General features: G+C 67.3%; 13 protein-coding genes. 10 read left to right on the forward strand and 3 right to left on the reverse strand.

Translation table 11 applies throughout. The annotated features are described in order from the left end of the window. Nucleotides 1–281 precede the first annotated feature (281 nt). The 9 genes from ACTMTF_RS40165 (at nt 282) to ACTMTF_RS40205 (ending at nt 11,412) form a co-directional block, all read left to right on the forward strand. Nucleotides 282–1,265, forward strand: a complete 984-nt coding sequence (locus ACTMTF_RS40165; RefSeq protein ID WP_441115358.1) for an ABC transporter permease — start codon at nt 282–284, stop codon at nt 1,263–1,265. Continuing rightward, entirely contained in the window at nt 1,262–2,197 is a 936-nt protein-coding gene (locus tag ACTMTF_RS40170) for an ABC transporter permease (protein ID WP_441115359.1), read from the forward strand. Before ACTMTF_RS40165 ends, ACTMTF_RS40170 begins: the two co-directional genes overlap by 4 nt. A 62-nt stretch (nt 2,198–2,259) precedes the next feature. Beyond that, on the forward strand, nt 2,260–3,093 hold the full coding sequence (locus ACTMTF_RS40175) for an ABC transporter ATP-binding protein (protein WP_441115360.1): 834 nt from the start codon (nt 2,260–2,262) through the stop codon (nt 3,091–3,093). Then, nucleotides 3,083–3,904 (forward strand): ATP-binding cassette domain-containing protein, encoded by an 822-nt coding sequence (locus ACTMTF_RS40180; RefSeq protein WP_397004157.1) that lies wholly within the window; start codon nt 3,083–3,085, stop codon nt 3,902–3,904. The genes ACTMTF_RS40175 and ACTMTF_RS40180 overlap by 11 nt, the downstream gene beginning before the upstream one ends. A 26-nt stretch (nt 3,905–3,930) precedes the next feature. Then, a complete protein-coding gene (locus ACTMTF_RS40185) occupies nt 3,931–5,520 on the forward strand; it encodes an ABC transporter substrate-binding protein (protein ID WP_441115361.1) in 1,590 nt (529 codons plus the stop codon). Nucleotides 5,521–5,541: 21 nt separating this feature from the next. Further along, entirely contained in the window at nt 5,542–7,143 is a 1,602-nt protein-coding gene (locus ACTMTF_RS40190; protein ID WP_441115362.1) for an ABC transporter substrate-binding protein, read from the forward strand. A gap of 69 nt (nt 7,144–7,212) precedes the next feature. After that, nucleotides 7,213–8,151: an amidohydrolase family protein gene (locus tag ACTMTF_RS40195; RefSeq protein ID WP_441115363.1), complete on the forward strand. Its 939-nt coding sequence runs from the start codon at nt 7,213–7,215 to the stop codon at nt 8,149–8,151. Further along, nucleotides 8,148–9,299: a sialidase family protein gene (locus ACTMTF_RS40200; protein ID WP_441115364.1), complete on the forward strand. Its 1,152-nt coding sequence runs from the start codon at nt 8,148–8,150 to the stop codon at nt 9,297–9,299. Before ACTMTF_RS40195 ends, ACTMTF_RS40200 begins: the two co-directional genes overlap by 4 nt. 115 nt (nt 9,300–9,414) lie before the next feature. Continuing rightward, entirely contained in the window at nt 9,415–11,412 is a 1,998-nt protein-coding gene (locus ACTMTF_RS40205; protein WP_441115365.1) for a nuclear transport factor 2 family protein, read from the forward strand. A gap of 73 nt (nt 11,413–11,485) precedes the next feature. On the opposite strand, the gene ACTMTF_RS40210 is transcribed toward ACTMTF_RS40205, so the two are convergent. The 3 genes from ACTMTF_RS40210 to ACTMTF_RS40220 all read right to left on the reverse strand — a co-directional run bounded on the left by ACTMTF_RS40210 (nt 11,486) and on the right by ACTMTF_RS40220 (nt 15,664). Then, nucleotides 11,486–12,118, reverse strand: a complete 633-nt coding sequence (locus ACTMTF_RS40210; protein WP_441115366.1) for a TetR/AcrR family transcriptional regulator — start codon at nt 12,116–12,118, stop codon at nt 11,486–11,488. Nucleotides 12,119–12,215: 97 nt separating this feature from the next. Beyond that, nucleotides 12,216–14,612: a DUF4132 domain-containing protein gene (locus tag ACTMTF_RS40215; protein WP_441115367.1), complete on the reverse strand. Its 2,397-nt coding sequence runs from the start codon at nt 14,610–14,612 to the stop codon at nt 12,216–12,218. A 287-nt stretch (nt 14,613–14,899) separates the two neighbouring features. Beyond that, nucleotides 14,900–15,664 carry an NAD(P)H-dependent oxidoreductase gene (locus ACTMTF_RS40220; RefSeq protein ID WP_441115368.1) on the reverse strand — a complete coding sequence of 255 codons (765 nt, stop codon included), beginning with the start codon at nt 15,662–15,664 and terminating at the stop codon, nt 14,900–14,902. A gap of 71 nt (nt 15,665–15,735) precedes the next feature. On the opposite strand from ACTMTF_RS40220, the gene ACTMTF_RS40225 reads away from it, so the two are divergent. Beyond that, nucleotides 15,736–16,752, forward strand: a complete 1,017-nt coding sequence (locus tag ACTMTF_RS40225) for a GlxA family transcriptional regulator (RefSeq protein ID WP_441115369.1) — start codon at nt 15,736–15,738, stop codon at nt 16,750–16,752.

The following is a 16,752-nucleotide window of genomic DNA, read 5'->3' on the forward strand; positions in this document are numbered from 1 at the left end:
CGCGGACAGAGATCCGACCCCGCGATCGTGTGCCGCTCACCCATGCTCGTCCCGGTCGCCGCGCCGAACTCCGGCGGGCACGATGTCGAGGCTGCGATGGCCCTGATCGGGACGACCGCGACCCGCTCACCCGGCGGCCGGTCAGGAAGAGCCGGTGAACCTGGGCCGCGAAGACAGTCGGACGGCATCCTCGAGCACCTCGAGTAGAAGTACATCGCGTTGACCGTCCCTTGAGGTGATGGCCTCGGCGCGACAACGCACTAGAGCGCAAGGAGTCACCGATGAAGGCAGGGCTTCTCCATTACGGCAGATTGCTGCTGTCGTCGTTCATCCTTTTCATCGTCGTCATCACGGTTCTGTTCTTCCTGCTCGAACTCGCGCCCGGCGACCCGGTCCAGGCTCTCGTCGGCGACGTGCCGCTCACAGAGGAGTTCCGTGAGCGCATCATGGCGGCCTACGGCCTGGACAAGCCGCTCTGGGAGCGTTACCTGATCTACCTCGGCAACGTGCTCCAAGGCGACCTCGGATACTCGTTCGCCACCAACGCCGAGCCGGTCCTGGACATCATCCTCAGTCGTGCGGGCAACACGCTCGCCATCGCGGTGCCCTCCTTCATCCTGTCGACGGTGGGCGGGATCGTGCTGGGATCGATCGCGGCGCGCACGCGGAAGCGCTGGCTCGACGGCGGCATCTCGGGCGTCGCAGTCGGCCTGTTCTCCATTCCGAACTTCTGGTTCGGCATGCTGCTGATCATGGTGTTCTCGATCACGCTCGGCTGGCTGCCGACGCATGGCAAGAGCCCGTACGGTCAGCCGGGCATCTACTGGGAGTACATGGTGCTACCGATCATCACGATGGCCACCACCGAGCTGGCGTACAAGGCCCGGATCGCGCGTTCGGCGGTGATCGAGTCGCTGGGGCAGGACTACATCGACACGGCGCGGTCGAAGGGACTGTCGTCGCGGCGGGTGCTGTGGCGGCACGCGCTGCCGAACGGGCTGCTGCCGCTGGTCACGGTCTCGGGCTACAGCCTGGGGTTCATCCTGGCCGGCTCCGTGCTCGTCGAGCGGGTGTTCGGCTGGCCGGGGATGGGGTTGCTGTTCGTCGACGCCATCGAACGGAAGAACAACATGGTCGTGCTCGGCATCACGATCATGCTCACCATCACGATCATCATCGTCAACATCATCACTGACGTGATCTACGGGATCGTCGACCCCCGGCTCCGCGCCCGGTTCGCACCCAAGCAGGAGGTGACGACATGACGCAGCAGCAGACGCCACAGGAGGCGCTCACGACGGGGCCGTCCGCGCCGGCGCCGAACGCGCGCACCGCCCCGCTCGCCGCGCGGGAACGGTCCCATGGCGGGCAGGGCGCGGCCTGGCGCGCGTTCTTCCGCCGGCCCTCCACCCTGGTCTTCCTCCCGCTCGTGATCATCTTGGTGCTCGTCGCGGCGATCGGTCCGTTCTTCGTGACCGATCCGGTGGCGACCAACTTCCCGAAGCTGCTCCCGCCCAGCGCGGAGCACCCGTTCGGAACCGACATGCTCGGCCGCGACTACCTCGCGCGCGTCGTCTACGGCGGACAGATCTCGCTGCTGGTGGGCTTCAGCGTCGCGGTGCTGTGCATGACGTTCGGACTGATCGTCGGCGGCCTGGCGGGATACTTCGGCGGCTGGATCGACACCGCCATGGTCAAGATCGCCGAGTTCTTCCAGGTGCTCCCCGGCCTGGTGCTCGCCTTGGTCGCGGCGGCGGTGCTCGGTTCGAACATCTTCATCGTCGGCGCGCTCCTGGCGATCACGATGTGGCCCGGCGTCGGCCGCATCGTGCGGGCCGAAGCGATGCGGATCTCGAAGCTCGGCTACGTCGAGTCGCAGAAGGCGGCCGGTTTCCACAGCATCCGCATCCTCTGGTCCGATGTGATCCCGAACGCCATGCCCCCCGTGCTCGTGGCCACCACCATGACCGTGGGACGCGCGATCCTGATCGAGTCCGGTCTGGCGTACATCGGGGTCGGCGACCCGAGCAACCCGAGCTGGGGCGGACTGCTCAACGAGGCACAGTCCTACATGCGGGACAGCTGGTGGCTCGCCCTCCTGCCCGGAACCTGCATCTTCCTCGTCGTGCTCGCCGTCAACATGCTCGGCGACGCGCTCAACGACTCGTTCAACCCGACGATCGGGAGGGTCAAGTGAACGCTCCGGCGCATGCTCCTCAAGACGATGAACCGCTCGTCTCGGTGGAAGGGCTCCATGTCGTGCTTCCGACGGGGGAGCGCAGCGAAGTCGAGGCGGTCCGGCGCGTGGACCTGGTGATCAGGGACGGTGAGCGGGTCGGTGTCGTCGGAGAGTCCGGATCGGGGAAGTCCGTCACAGGACGATCCATCGCCGGACTACTGCCGACCTCACCCCGGGTCCGGGTGGACGGATCGATCCGAATCTCGGGGCAGGAGATGGTCGGCGCGCCGCCCGAGGCGTGGGACGAGATCAGGCGCAGCCGCGTGGGCATGATCTTCCAAGACCCGCTGACGTTCCTGAACCCGACGATGCGGGTCGGCAAACAGGTCGCCGAATCCATCCCGCCGGGCCGGGAAGGGGATGGCTCCGCTCGGACTCGGGCGGTGCACCGGTTCCTGGAGCAGGCGGGCCTGGAGAAGCCCGAGGAGGTCGCTGCCAGGTTTCCGCACGAACTGAGCGGCGGGATGCGCCAGCGCGTGCTGATCGCGATCGCGATCGCCAAGCTTCCTTCTCTGATCATCGCCGACGAGCCGACGACGGCCCTCGACGTCACCGTCCAGCAGCGCGTGCTGAAGACCCTCGACACCACGGTCTCCGATCTGGGCACCTCCCTGATGCTGATCTCGCATGACCTCGCCGTCGTCGCGAACATGACGGACCGCATCTACGTCATGTACGGCGGCCGCGTCGTCGAGGAGGGCGCCACCGAGCAGGTGCTGTACGAGCCACGGCACGCCTACACCCAAGCCCTGTTGCGCAGCGTGCGCAGCCTGACAGATGACGGTGTGGAGCTCTACTCCATACCGCCCGAGTTGCGGCGACAGCTCGCCGAGGAGGCCGTCGATGCTTCTTGAAGCCAAGAACGTCTCGAAGACCTTCCGGTCGGGACGGGGAACGGAGGCGGTGCGCGCCGTCTCGGGCGCCACGCTGCGCGCCAGGCCGGGCGATTTCGTGGCGATCGTGGGAGAGAGCGGCAGCGGCAAGAGCACGCTGGCCCGCATCCTTCTCGATCTGATCCCGCCCAGCTCCGGCGGTGTCGAACTGGACGGTGTGCCGATCTCGGCGATGACCAAGAAGGAGCGAATCCACTATCGGCGCCGCGTACAGGCGGTGCTGCAGGACCCCGCGGGGTCGCTGAACCCCCGCAAGCGCGTCGAGCAGACCGTCGGCGAGGTGATCCGGCTGCACCGCATCGCGACGACCCGCTCACAGGTGCGCGAGAAGACCCGCGAGGCGCTGCACCTGGTCGGCATGAACCCCGCCGAGGAATTCCTCGACCGCTACCCCCATGAACTCAGCGGCGGTCAGCGCCAGCGCGTGCTCATCGCCAGGGCGATCGCCCTGAATCCGCAGATCATCGTGGCGGACGAAGCCGTCTCCGCGCTCGACGCGTCGGTGAAGGCCGGAGTACTGCGGGTCATGGCCGACCTGAAGGACCGGCTCGGCGTCGGCTACGTCTTCATCACCCACGACCTCCCGGTCGTGCGGAAGGTGGCCGACTACGTCTATGTCATGCGATCGGGCGAGATCGTCGAAGAGGGTGCCAAGGAGACCATCTTCGCCGAGCCGTCCCACCCCTACACCAAGACCCTGCTGGCAGCCGCACCGGTCCTGCACCAGGCGCGCTCCGAGCGGCAACGGGACATCACGGCACGCGAGGTATGACGACTCGTGCAGAAAGGCAGGAGACCGTGAACACGAAGAGGACAAGACGCGGCGGAGTGCTCGCCGCCCTGATGGCGAGCGTGCTCGCGATCAGCGGATGCGCCGCAGAGGGCGGCGGCGCGGAGAACAAGGTGTACGTGTACGCCGTCAACGGCGACCCCATGACCACGGGATTGAACGCTCAGTTGACCGGCGGTACGTATCCCATCCTGTTCAGCGCGCAGATCATGGACACCCTGATCTTCCTTTCGGACGACTACAAGATGTCGCCCGGCCTGGCGAAGGAATGGCAGGTCAGTCCGGACGGTCTGGACCTGACGCTGCACATTCGCGAGGGCGTCAAGTGGCATGACGGCAAGCCGTTCACCGCCGAGGACGTGAAGTTCAACTTCGAGGAGATCGTCCCGCTGCAGACCTTCGGGGCGCTGCTCGCCAAGCGGATCAAGTCGGTCGAGATCACCGGCGCGTCCACCGTCGTGGTGCACCTCGACAAGCCCTACGGCCCGCTGCTGGAAACGGTCTCCCAGCAGTACATGCTGCCCAAGCACCTCTATGCCGGAACCGACTACGTCACCAACGAGGCGAACAAGAAGCCGATCGGCACCGGCCCGATGAAGTACGGCTCCTACACCCCGGGCCAGGAGGTCGCGCTCGTCAAGAACCCTGACTACTGGGGCGAGAAGTCCCAGGTGGACCGGGCCGTCTACACGGTCATGGCCGACCCCAACAGCCGTGCGGAGGCGCTGATCGCCGGCGAGATCGATGGCGCCGTGCTGGACCCGTCGCAGCAGGGGCGGATCTCCACCGACGAGAACACCCAGTTGCTCACGCACGGGATGTTCCCGCAGATGGTGTCGATGATGTTCAACACGCAGAGCGAGTATCTCAAGGACCCGGCCGTCCGCGCCGCCCTGTTCGCGGCGCTCGATCGTGAGGCCTTCGCGAAGACTGCGATGTCCGGGATCGGGAAGACCGCGACCGGATTCGTCCCGCCCTCGTTCGATTGGGCGGTCAACCCCGATGTCGACTTCGACAAGGACTTCCCACGCGATCTCGACGCGATCAACAAGGCCCTCGATGACGCCGGCTTCGAACGAGGGCCCGACGGCACGAGATTCACCCTGAACATTCTCTACATCTTCACGCTGACCGAGGTCGGCGCGACCGTCCAGATGGCGCAGTCGATGCTCAAGGATCTCGGGATCGCCACCAAGCTCACCAGCGCGGGCGGGGCGGTCTACAGCGAGAAGCTGTACAAGAAGAGCGAATTCGATCTCGCCTTCGTGCGGATGACCACCGGGCCCGACCCGAGCCTCGGCATCGCCAACTGGTATCAGTGCAACAAGAAGAGAAACCCGGGCTCCAACCCCACCCACATCTGCGATCCGGAGATCGACGCCGCCGCTGCCGCCGCGCTCGACACCAACGACAAGTCGAAGCGTGCCGAGGCACTCAAGAAGATGCAGGCCCGGGCGGCGGAGCTGATGTACTACGCGCCGCTCGCGTGGTTCAACGGCGCCTTCCCGACGATCAGCACCGCGCGTTGGCAGGGGCAGGACGCGCCGCGGGTGATGGCGGAACGCGTGCCCTGGTCCAAGATGACGCCGGCTCGGTAAGACGGACAGGAGTTCGTGCAGATGCAGCGGAAGCTGAAGACGAAGAGGACAGGACGCGGCGGAGTGCTCGCGGCGGCCCTGATGGCGGGCGTGCTCACGATGAGCGCGTGCGCCGCGGAGAGCGCCGCGGACGGCACCGTGTACGTGCAGGCGGTCGGCGGCGACCCCATGACCCTGGGGCTGAACGCGCAGTTCGTCAGCGCCCCGATCTCGCAGCTGTTCAGCTCGCAGATCATGGATCCGCTGATCCGGATCTCGGACGACTACAAGATCTCGCCCGGCCTGGCGAAGGAATGGCAGGTCAGCCCGGACGGTCTGGACTTGACGCTGCAGCTTCGCGAGGGCGTCAAGTGGCATGACGGCAAGCCGTTCACCGCCGAGGACGTGAAGTTCAACTTCGAGGAGATCGTTCCGCTGCAGACCTTCGGGGCGCTGCTCGCCGAGCGGATCAAGTCGGTCGAGGTCACCGGCGCGTCCACCGTCGTGGTGCACCTCGACAAGCCCTACGGCCCGTTGCTGGAAACGGTCGCGCAGCAGTTCATGCTGCCCAAGCACGTCTACGCGGGCACCGACTACGTCACCAACGAGGCGAACAAGAAGCCGATCGGCACCGGCCCGATGAAGTTCGGCTCCTACGCCCCGGGTCAGGAGGTCGTGCTCGTCAAGAACCCGGACTTCTGGGAGGGCGAGGTGCGGGTCGACCGCGCCGTCTTCACCGTCATGGCCGACCCCAACAGCCGTGCGGAGGCGCTGTTCGCCGGCGAGATCGACGAGGCCGTGCTGGACCCGTCGCAGCAGGCCCGGGTCTCCACCGACCCGAACGCCCAGCTGCTCACGCACGGGATGTTCCCCCAGGTGGTCATCATGATGCAGAACACGAAGAGCGAGTACCTCAAGGACCCGGCCGTGCGGGCCGCGGTGTTCGCGGCACTCGATCGCGATGCCATCGCGAAGACGGCGCTGTCGGGGCTGGGGACTGCCACCAACGCGTTCTTCCCGAAGACGCTGGACTGGGCGATCAACCCGGACATCGATTTCAGCCGGGACTTCCCGCGCGATCTCGACGCGATCAACAAGGCCCTCGACGAGGCCGGCTTCGAACGAGGGTCCGACGGCACCAGGTTCACCCTCAAGGCGCGCTACATCACCCCGCTGAGCGAGGTCGCCAAGACGGCCCAGATGGCGAAGTCCATGCTGGCGGAGGTCGGCATCGCCACGGAGCTCATCGGCACCTCGGGCGCGGTGTACAACGAGAAGATGTACACCGAGAGTGACTTCGACCTCTCGTTCTTGAGGACGAACCTCGGGGCCGATCCGAGCATCGGCATCACTCGCTGGTATGAGTGCAACGAGAAGAAGACGGCCGCGGCGAACCCGTCCGGCGTCTGCGATCCGGAGATCGACGCCGCCGCTGCCGCCGCGCTCAACACCAACGACAAGGCCAAGCGTGGCGAGGCGTTCAAGAAGATGCAGGCCAAGGCGAAGAAGCTGATGTTTTTCGCGCCGCTCGCGTGGTTCACCGGCTCCTTCTCGACGATCAGCACCGCGCGCTGGCAGGGGCACGACAAGCCGCAGGCGCCGCCGGAGCGTAAGGCCTGGTTGACGATGTCGCCGAAGAAGTGAGCCTGGCGCGATCCAGGTCACGGCGTCATCCGGTCTTCAGTTCCAGACACCCGAGTGAAACGGAGCAACATGGTCTCGCCACTCTTCGATACCCACGCGCATTTGATCTCTGACGATTGGGATACTTACCGGCCCAAGGCCCTACGGCCCGATCTGCCGACTCCGAAGCACACCGACTTCACCGTGACGGCCGAAGCGCTCATCGCGATGATGGACGAACACGGCGTCGCCGAGGCGTGTCTGGTGCAACGCGGTCATCTCTACGGATATGACAACAGTTATATCCTCGAATCGGCTCGGAAGTTTCCTGGCCGGCTGCATCCGGTAGTGATACTCGACCCTCAGGATCCGGCCACTCCTGATCGCTATCGCGAGATGGTCGGGAACGACCACGTCCGCGGATTCCGCATGGCGCATACCCGGCCGTGGATCCTGGACACCGCATGGCTGAGTTCGCCGCAGTCGATGGAGGTGTGGAAGACCTGCGCTGAACTCGGGACGCCGATGACCCTGATCCTGTTCATGAAGCAGCTCCCGTACCTGTTGCCGCTCATCAAGATCATCGCGCGTCAGTTCCCCGAGCTCCCGATCCTGCTCGACCATGGCGGAATGCCGTTCGGGATGACGCAGTACGAGGTCCGGCTCGCCCAGGAAGCAGGCGAGGACGTGCAGCTGCCGGGCCCGCCGCATTTCGGGATCGACCAGACGATCGAGATCTTCGACGACGTGCCGAACGTGCATTTCAAGATCACCGAGATCAACATGGAGCGACTGCTCGCGGAGGACGTGCGGCCGGCGCATATCGTTCGGCGAATGGTCGACAGCTTCGGCCCTGACCGCGTCATGTGGGGCTCCGACGTAGGCCAGAGCATGCTCTGGAACTACACCGAGAAAGCGGCCATGGCTCGTGCGGCCGCCGACTTCCTGACGGCGGAAGAAGCGCGCAAGTTCCTCCACGACAACGCCGCCCGCGTCTATTCGGGGAACGACGGAAAAGAGGGACGATGATTCGGAGATTCGGCCCGCCTCGCGCCGCCAAGGACCTGGATCACGCGGTCGTCTATCGCCGCGACGGGGAGTTCTGCGCCTGGCCTTATACGATGGGTTTCTGGGAGACGGCCTCGGGCGAGTTCGTCGCCAATTTCATATCGCTGGACGCCGATTACAGCGACCCCGCCAAGATCAGTCATGATCAGCTCGGTGAGCGCGGAGGCCGCGGGAGCCGGTTGGTCACGATGCGGTCGGCCGATCGCGGGCGCACGTGGGCGGATCCCGAGTTCGATGTCTATCCGCGCGCGGCGGCGGCGGAAGGCAGTCCCCGGGATCTTTCACCGTGGGGGCCGTTCGACTTCCTGGATCGCAATGTCCTGGTGGGTAACAGCAGCATCGATTTCGGTAAGCCGGAGAGCCGTTCCTTCGTTCGCGTCTCGACGGATGCGGGACACAGCTGGACGCCGTCCGTCGAGCTACCGCTCGACGGACTGCATTCGCTGTCGGCGATCAACTCGGCGATGGTACGACCCGACGGCCGCTGTCTGCTGTTCCTGACCCTGATCAGCGAGGACGGGTGGAACCGCCGGCCGCTGGTGTACGCCGGCACCGACGACGGCACGGAGTTCCATTTCCTGTCCTTCATCACGCCCAAGCAGGATCCCTTCGCGTCGGCGGAAGGGGACTGGAAGAGCACCTATCGCTTCGGCGGTCACCGCTGGTTCTATCCTCGCGGTGTGATGCTGCCGAGCGGCCGCATCCTGTGCACGCTGCGCTGCCAGCGCGATCCCACCGGCGTCATGTGGACGGAACTGTTCTCCAGCGACGACGGCGGCCTGACGTGGCAGTTCCTGTCGAGGGTCAATGATTTCGGCGCGCCGGGCAGCCTGGTCGCCATGGCGGACGGACGGCTGGTCGTCGTCTACGGTTACCGCCTCAAGCCCTACGGCATTCGCGCCGTGGTGAGCGAGGACGAAGGCAAGAGCTGGGGTCCTGAGATCATCGTCCGCGATGACGGTGGCAGTTGGGATCTGGGATATCCGAACGCCTTCGAGGCCGAGCCGGGCAGAATCGGGGCGATTTATTACTTCAACAGCCGCGACGATGCCGTACAGGCCAATGGCGGAGTCCGTCATATCGCGCAGAGCAGCTTTGTTCCGGAGTGAGAGGCAGGAGGAACAGGCGATGAAATGAGCAAGACGAGGCGGGGTTCTCGCCGCCGTGCCGGTCGTGGGCGCGTTCTCGACGCGCCCCGCTCCGGGAACGATGGGAGGGGCAGGGATGAATACGCAGGAGCAGAGGGCGATCGATGAGCTCGCGCGAGATGTCGCGCGGGTCGAGTCGCTTCGCGCCGTCAAGAACGTGCAGCGTGGCTACGCCCATCACAGTCAGTTCGGGCAGTGGCACGCGATGGTCGCGCTCTTCGCCGAGGACGGCACACTGCGGTGGGGCGACGAGACCGTGACCGGACGCGAGGCGATCGAGGCATGGCTTGATGCCCGTGCGGGGGATATGAACGGCCGCGCACCGGGCTCTCTCCACACCGAGGTCATCGACGAGCCGCTGGTGAACCTCTCGGTCGACGCACGCATGGCACGGGCCCGCTGGATGGCCATGCGCTTCCTCGGCGACGGCAAAGGAACGGCGCGCGTCGAAGGGGGGATCTATGAGAGCGACTACGTCCTTGAGGACGGGCGCTGGCTCATCGCGAGCATGCATTACCATCCCCAGTTCGAAGGCGACTATCACGACGGCTGGGCCAACGTCGGCGGTCAGGATCTGCCGATCGTGCCGAAGCACTTCACCAGCGATGAGACGGGGATGCCGATCCCGGCGCCGATCGGCGACGCGCCGCGCAGCGGCGCGACCGTCGAAGAACTGGCGGGCAGGATCCGCAGGCTGAACGACGAGGACGCGATTCGTAACCTCCAGAACGCCTATGGCTACTACGTCGATCGCGGGATGTGGAGCGATGTGGTCGACCTCTTCGTCGAGGATGCGATCGTCGCGGTCGCCGGTGTGGGAGATTTCGCGGGACACGCGGGCGTTCGCCGGGCCATGGAACGGATGGGGCCGGAGGGCCTCGCCCACGGCCGGCTCAATGAGCGTCTGATCTTCGATCTCATCGTCGAGGTGCTGCCCGGGGGCCGGGAGGCGCTCGGCCGGGGGATCGAGCTGGGTCTTCTGGGCGATGCGACGAAGCGTGCGGGCTTCTGGGAGTTCTCCGTGTTCCGCAACCGCTTCGTCAAGGAGGACGGGCTGTGGAAGCTGAAGGAGATATCGCTGACGCCGCTGCTTCGCGCCGACTATTTCGAGGGGTGGGGAAGCGGCGGTATCGCGCCGCTGGGCGGCCGCGACACGGAACGATCGTCCGCGCCGGACTTCGGCATACCAGCGTTTCTTGACGTGGCGCCCGTCGGGCGTGCGCTGTTCGGCGAAACGCCCCCGAGCCGGCTGGACCAGGCCCCGCTCGATCTGGCCGACCTCGCGCGCCGGCTCGCGCGCTCCCAGGCATACGACGGAGTCGAGAACGTCTCGTCGGCCTACGGCTACTACCTCGACGATTTCGCATGGTCCGACATGGCGGCGATCTTCGCGGTCAACGGCCACAAGCAGGCGCCTTTCGCGGGCTACTTCGTAGGTCGCGACCGGATCATCGGCGCTGCCAACGCAAGCTGGGGTCCGTCTCCCGCGCGCCGTAGCGCGATCTCCTTCCATTGGCGCACCCAGCCCGTGATCCATGTGTCGCACGATGGTCGGTCGGCGAACCTGCGCACCCGGCTGTTCCAGCCGCGCACATCGAAGGAACCGGGCAGTTCCTCGAAGGACTTCTACATGGGCGGCCTGCACTCCGGGATGTATCCCAACGATCAGGCCGTGCTGGAGGACGGCATCTGGCGGCTGTGGAGTCTGACCATCGATGAACACTACTTCGCGTCGCCCGACTGGAAGGGCGGCTGGGCGTCCGCGGTGGCTCGGCCGGAAGGTGAGCCACCCCCACCGCCGAGTCGCCTGCTGAGCACGTACCCGCCGGACATCCTGCTGACCGACCTGGGCCGCCGCCAGGAGGGATTCCGCGGAGGGACGGGCACGTTCGTCGAGTGGCCCGCCATTCTGCCGATGTGGTTCCACTACCGCAATCCGGTGAGCGGGCGCACGCCGGAGCATTTCTGGCCCGACTGCGTGCCGTGCGAGAAGCTTCCCGAGACCCGCATGACCGCGCACGGCTATCAGAAGCCGCCGAACGGACCTGAGATCGACGGGGTGGAACTCACCTAGAGACCTGCATGCTGGTCGGCGGGCCTTGATGGTCTGTTCGCACGGGTGGCGGGGCGCGAGCGCGCGCCCCTCCTCATGTGCTCCGATATGCCCGGAGAAACGCCCGCACTCCCTCGACGATGAGTGGGCGAACGCGGGGGTCCTCGGCGGCGTTCGCGGAGCCGAGCCTGTTGAGCGCGACCCCGAAGGTCAGCGCGATGAAGTGGTCGGCCGCGAGCCGCGCGTCAGGGGCGTCGAGCAGTCCGGCTCGGGCCAGGACGGCCAGCCGCTCACCCAGAGCTTCGTCGGGCGCGTTGGTCATGGGCTGGTCCTCCCTGTGCCGCAGGTGGCCGGATTCGGCCCGGACCAGGCGCTGCAGTGTGGCGTACTCCGCTGAGTCGAGCATGTCGGTCGCGATCCGCATCGAGAACGTGACCAGGGCGCCCTCCAGCTCGGCGGCTTTGGTGAGGCCGGTGAGCGTGTCGTCGAGGGTGTGCCGGATCGTGGTGACGAGTGACTGGCCGATGGCTTGGACGACGGCCTGCAGCAGGGTCTGCTTGTCACCGAAGTAGTCGTAGACCGTGCGTGTGGACACGCCCGCCTGGGCGGCGACCGCGCCGATGCTTGACCGGTCGAAGCCGTCGGCGAGGAACAGCTCCCGGGCCGCCGAGAGGATGGCGGCCCGCTTCTGCGGGGAGCCCTCACGCAGCGTCTTCGTGGTCGGCATGGACCGATCTTAGCCGAGCTACACTGCTTGCTGTAGCATTACTACACTGCAGGATGTAGTGTAATCCTCCCAGTCAGCCAGAGCCGGCGGGCTGCCGTCAGGTGGCGACGAGCTGGTGGGTGATGCTGGGATCGCTGATCCCGGTGTCGTCCGCCAGCAGGAACGCCTTCGACAAGATGACCGACAGCATGCCGCCGTCCTCCTCGAACGGCAGCAACACCGATGGGGCGGAGCGGTCGCGGCCGGGGACGATGCACAGGTAGGCGTCGTTCGGCTCCATCAGGATGTTGCCCGACCCCAGATGAATCCGGTAGGTGCGCAGTTGCCCGCGCACGCGCAGGAACCGGTCGGTCAGCTCTGCCCGGTCGGCGATCTTCAGCCGGGGCAGCAGCCGGGCCAGCACGTCATGCCGGGTGCGAGCGGTCTCGCTCAGTTCGCCGAACCCGTACGACTGCCAGTAGCCGTCGTGCCCCGCCGCCGCCTGCTGGTCGAGCCCCAAAGACCCGACCCCCACGGCGAGGTCGGCGTCGCGCAGCAGTTCCGACAACACCAGCGGCGGCACTTCGGTGAGCGGCGCGTCGCCGGGAAGATCCGCGTGGCGGAACCGGATCTCGTCGGTGGCGGCGCAGGAGGCCGTGCCCCAGGCGTCCTGCTGAGGGTCGGAGGCGACCTGCATGCCCCAGCTCGCCTGCCAGCCGGCGAGCGTCTTGACGGCCGCCCCCACGTTGCCGCCGCATTCGTAGTCCCAGTGACCGATCGACAACCCGCTCCAGCCTCGCTGCTCCAGCAGCGCCTTGGCCTGCCCGTAGCGCACGAAGTGGCCCTTGAAACGGTCGGAGTGGGTGCGGGTGCGCTCCTCGGCCGGGGTGAGCAGGTAGACCTCGCGGAACGCCTGCTTGAACGGCTGCCTGATCCCCCGCTCCAGCAGGTGGTCGCGCCAGCCGCGCACCCCCTCGGCGCCCTCCTGGATGGGGTGCCACAACCGGACGGGCGTGTCGGCGCCCGGACGCACGGATCCGCCGCTCGCCTCGGCCAGTGCCCAGCCGCCACCGCTCCTGACCGGCAGCCCGGCGAACCCGTCGGGGAGCCGCCAGATGAGGGCGCGGGTGTAGGGGCCGGTGACCGGATGGTCGAAGAAGTACTGCTCGGCCTCCTGCCAGGACAGCTCGCGTTCGACGATGAGCATCTGCTCCAGGCGCAGCCGCTCGGCGGCCTGTGTGCGTTTGAGGTCTTTCAGCGTGGCCTTGAGATCGGCGAGCACCGGATCCTTGCGGATGGACTGGGGCGCCGACTTGACGACGCGCCCGGACGCGTTGACGAACCGCAGCACCGGCCCGTCGACGTCGAGCCGGACGACGCAGTCGCCGGCCTGCTCCTCCCGGACCCCGTCGGGGCCGAGTCCGAAGGCCGGGACCGTCCGGTCGACGAGCTGTTCGTGGCTCAGCCCCTCTTGCACGGCCACCGCGTCGAGGGCCTCGGACGCCTTCGCCAGCAGGGCCGGTCTGCGCAGCTTGGCTCGCAGGCGCGCGAGCACGCCCACCGTGTCGAGGCCGCCCCGCTTGGCCAGCACGTTCAGTGCGGCGTTGGCCAGTCTCTCGTTGCGGCAGACGGCGGCGCCGCCGGTGCCGTTGCGCCCGATGCCGCAGTTGGTGGCGACGTCGCCGAGCAGCGTGGACACCCAGGGCGCGTCGATCACCTCGCAGGTCCACAGCATGCCGCGCAGCGGGAGGGCGGTGTGGCGGGCGAGGAAGACCCTGCCGCCGGGCTCGCGACTCTCGCGGTGGGTGGCCACGCGGGAGAGGAGCTCGCGCAGCACCGCTACGCCGTCGTCGGTGAGCAGCGTGCGGACCTTGGCGAGCCAGGTTTCGCTGGGCTTGTTGGCCTTGGCCTTGCACCAGTGTTTCAGCAGCGGGAGCACGGCGGGGTGGGTCAGCCGGGCGGCGTACTTCCCTGCCATGGCACGGGCGAGGGGGTCGCCGTCCCAGACCAGGCTGCGCACGACCCCGGCCGGCCCGTGCTCCTGGGGCTCGGTCAGGACGCGCTCCAGGTCCTTGCGCAGCGCGGCCCGACCCGGGCTGCGGTGGGCCGGGTGCCACGGCGGCGCGTCACCAAGGATCTGGCGGCGCTCGGAGTATCCGAGCGTCGCGATGGCGGCCAGCGGAATCCGGTACAGCTCGGCGTGGCCGGTGTGACCGCAACACGACAGCGCGTCGGCGATCTCCCACAGGAAGCGCGTGTCCTCGAACGTCCAGGGGATGTCGCCGTCGGCCACCTCGCGCACCAGCCGGAGCACCTCCTCTGGGTGCTCGTGGCCGCCCTTGTCGCCCAGGCTGAGCAGTAGTTGCGCCCATACGCCGAACGCCCTGCGCCCGGCCTCGTCGGCGCCGGGTCGCCCGCCCGCGTCGTACAGGTCGAACAGCTCATGTGGCAGCCCCTCGACGCGGTGGCCGAGCAGGTAGCCGTAAGACCGGGGAAAGTTGTCAAGGACGCCCATGTCAGCCTCCGGCCCGCGGCACGAGGCGGAGGATCTCGCGCGCCGGGCTCGCGTCGGACCGAGCGGGAAGAGAGATCTCGACTGAGCGCCTGCCGGCGGCGCTCTCGTCTCTGAAGGTGGCCGTGGCCATGGGGGGCTCCATCGTCGGTCGTTCAACGTGATGGGCCATAGGTATCAACGGGCACCGACAATCTGGAGGCGGGCGCGAGCCAGGGCCCGGAAACGCGAAAGCGCATCCGCGACGATCGCGGATGCGCTGTTACGGTGCGGTGCGCCGTCAGCGGGCGTCAGGCCAGGTGGACGCCCAGTCCGGTCAAGCCCGGTGCGACGTCCGGCCGCAGCACGCGATTGTCGTCGTAGTCTCCGCCGTTCTGCGTTCGGTACGGGACCGGCTCGGTCGTCGGCATGGCGAGTAGGCGCTCGCGCAGCTCCTTGGCCGCCGTCTCGCCTTCCTCGGGGGTGAGCCTGTCGGCAGCGGGGATCAGCACCGGGGGCAGCACCTCTGCGCCCGCGTAGAACAGGGTGCCGTGCTGCAACGGGAACAGCAGTTCGTCGACGGCTCCGTGGATGCCCCGCTCGCCGTAGAGCCACGCCGGCCCGCCCATGGTCACGACTGCCATCGCGCGCTTACCCGCGAGAAACCCGTCTCCGTAGCCGATCCATTCGCCGTTCGGGCCGCGCAAGCCGTAGGCGAAGCCCTGGTGCCAGACTCGGTCGAACCAGCCTTTGAGGATGGCGGGCATGCCGAACCACCACATGGGGAACTGGATGACGATGGCGTCCGCTCGGGTGAGCTTTTCCTGCTCGGCTCGGATATCGGCGCTCTGCGTGCCGTTCTTGTACGCCCGGTCGGCGGCGGCGGCGACCTGGAATCGTTCCGCGGGTCGGTGGGCGTAGCCGGCGGTGTCGACGGTGGGGTTCCAGTTCATCGCGTACAGGTCCGACTCCTCAACCTGGTGGCCCTCGGCGCGGAGCGCGCGCTGTCCCTCCGTGGCGAGGTAGCCGTTGAGTGAGCGGGGTTCGGGGTGGGCGAGAACCCAGAGAACGTTCATGACATCGATCATCAACGTGCGGCGCCGCCACGACGACTGGCCTGATGGACAACATGTGCGAAGATCGAGCCATGACCGCTTTTGCCGGTAGTGGGCGCCACCGCGTGGCGGTCCTGATCCGTGACAAGGCGCTGTCATTTGAGCTCAGCATCGTTCACCGCCTCTTCGGCCAGGCGCGCTCGGCCGCGGGTGCAGCGCTCTACGAGGTCGTGACCTGCGCGCTCGAGCCCGGGGAAATACGTACCGACGCCGACTTCACCGTCACCGTCACGCACGGTCTCGAGGCGCTGGCCGAGGCCGACACCGTCGTCGTCCCAGGATCCGGCGTGGACTTCGAGCCCCAAGGTGGGCCGATCGAACCTTCGCTCACCGCGGCGCTGGCGCGGATTCACCCCGGCACACGGATCGCCTCTATCTGCACCGGATCGTTCGTGCTGGCCGCGGCGGGCCTGCTCACCGGACGGCGAGCGACCACGCACTGGCGCTCATCCGCCCGATTCCGGGAGCGATTCCCGGACGTCGCCTTCGACCTCGACGTCCTCTACACCGACGACGACGGCGTGCTCACCTCCGCGGGTGCGGCGTCAGGCATCGACCTGTGCCTGCACATGATCCGCACCGACCACGGCGCGGCGGTCGCCAACGAAGTGGCGCGCGGCAGCGTCGTCCCGCCGCACCGCGAAGGCGGGCAGGCGCAATACGTGCGGCGACCGATGCCGGACCCGAGAATCTCCTCGACCAGCAAGGCGCGCCAATGGGCACTCGAGAACCTGCACCGGCCCGTCACGCTGCAGGAGCTGGCCGCCCGGGAATCGATAAGCACGCGAACATTCACCCGACGCTTCCGTGACGAAATAGGCATCTCGCCGGGACGGTGGCTCACCCAACAGCGCATCGAACGAGCCTGCGCCCTCCTGGAGCGCACCGAAATGCCCATCGACCAGGTCGCCGTCACCGCGGGCTTCGGCACCGCCGGCTCGATGCGCTTGCGTCTGCAAGCCGAACTGGGGGTCTCGCCCAGCGCCTACCGCGCCACATTCCGTGGCCGCGACAGACGTGTGCCGGGACCGATCAGGGCTTCTCCCTGA

It is taken from the genome of Nonomuraea sp. ZG12, from assembly GCF_052068115.1.
Taxonomy (GTDB): domain Bacteria; phylum Actinomycetota; class Actinomycetes; order Streptosporangiales; family Streptosporangiaceae; genus Nonomuraea.

What these genes read in the sequence shown, in the direction of transcription:
- ACTMTF_RS40180 (WP_397004157.1), top strand. Translation starts at nt 3,083, where the DNA reads ATGCTTCTTGAAGCCAAGAACGTCTCGAAGACCTTCCGGTCGGGACGG.
- ACTMTF_RS40205 (WP_441115365.1), top strand. Translation starts at nt 9,415, where the DNA reads ATGAATACGCAGGAGCAGAGGGCGATCGATGAGCTCGCGCGAGATGTC.
- ACTMTF_RS40170 (WP_441115359.1), top strand. Translation starts at nt 1,262, where the DNA reads ATGACGCAGCAGCAGACGCCACAGGAGGCGCTCACGACGGGGCCGTCC.
- ACTMTF_RS40190 (WP_441115362.1), top strand. Translation starts at nt 5,542, where the DNA reads ATGCAGCGGAAGCTGAAGACGAAGAGGACAGGACGCGGCGGAGTGCTC.
- ACTMTF_RS40200 (WP_441115364.1), top strand. Translation starts at nt 8,148, where the DNA reads ATGATTCGGAGATTCGGCCCGCCTCGCGCCGCCAAGGACCTGGATCAC.
- ACTMTF_RS40210 (WP_441115366.1), bottom strand. Translation starts at nt 12,118, where the DNA reads ATGCCGACCACGAAGACGCTGCGTGAGGGCTCCCCGCAGAAGCGGGCC.
- ACTMTF_RS40225 (WP_441115369.1), top strand. Translation starts at nt 15,736, where the DNA reads ATGACCGCTTTTGCCGGTAGTGGGCGCCACCGCGTGGCGGTCCTGATC.
- ACTMTF_RS40215 (WP_441115367.1), bottom strand. Translation starts at nt 14,612, where the DNA reads ATGGGCGTCCTTGACAACTTTCCCCGGTCTTACGGCTACCTGCTCGGC.
- ACTMTF_RS40165 (WP_441115358.1), top strand. Translation starts at nt 282, where the DNA reads ATGAAGGCAGGGCTTCTCCATTACGGCAGATTGCTGCTGTCGTCGTTC.
- ACTMTF_RS40195 (WP_441115363.1), top strand. Translation starts at nt 7,213, where the DNA reads ATGGTCTCGCCACTCTTCGATACCCACGCGCATTTGATCTCTGACGAT.
- ACTMTF_RS40220 (WP_441115368.1), bottom strand. Translation starts at nt 15,664, where the DNA reads ATGAACGTTCTCTGGGTTCTCGCCCACCCCGAACCCCGCTCACTCAAC.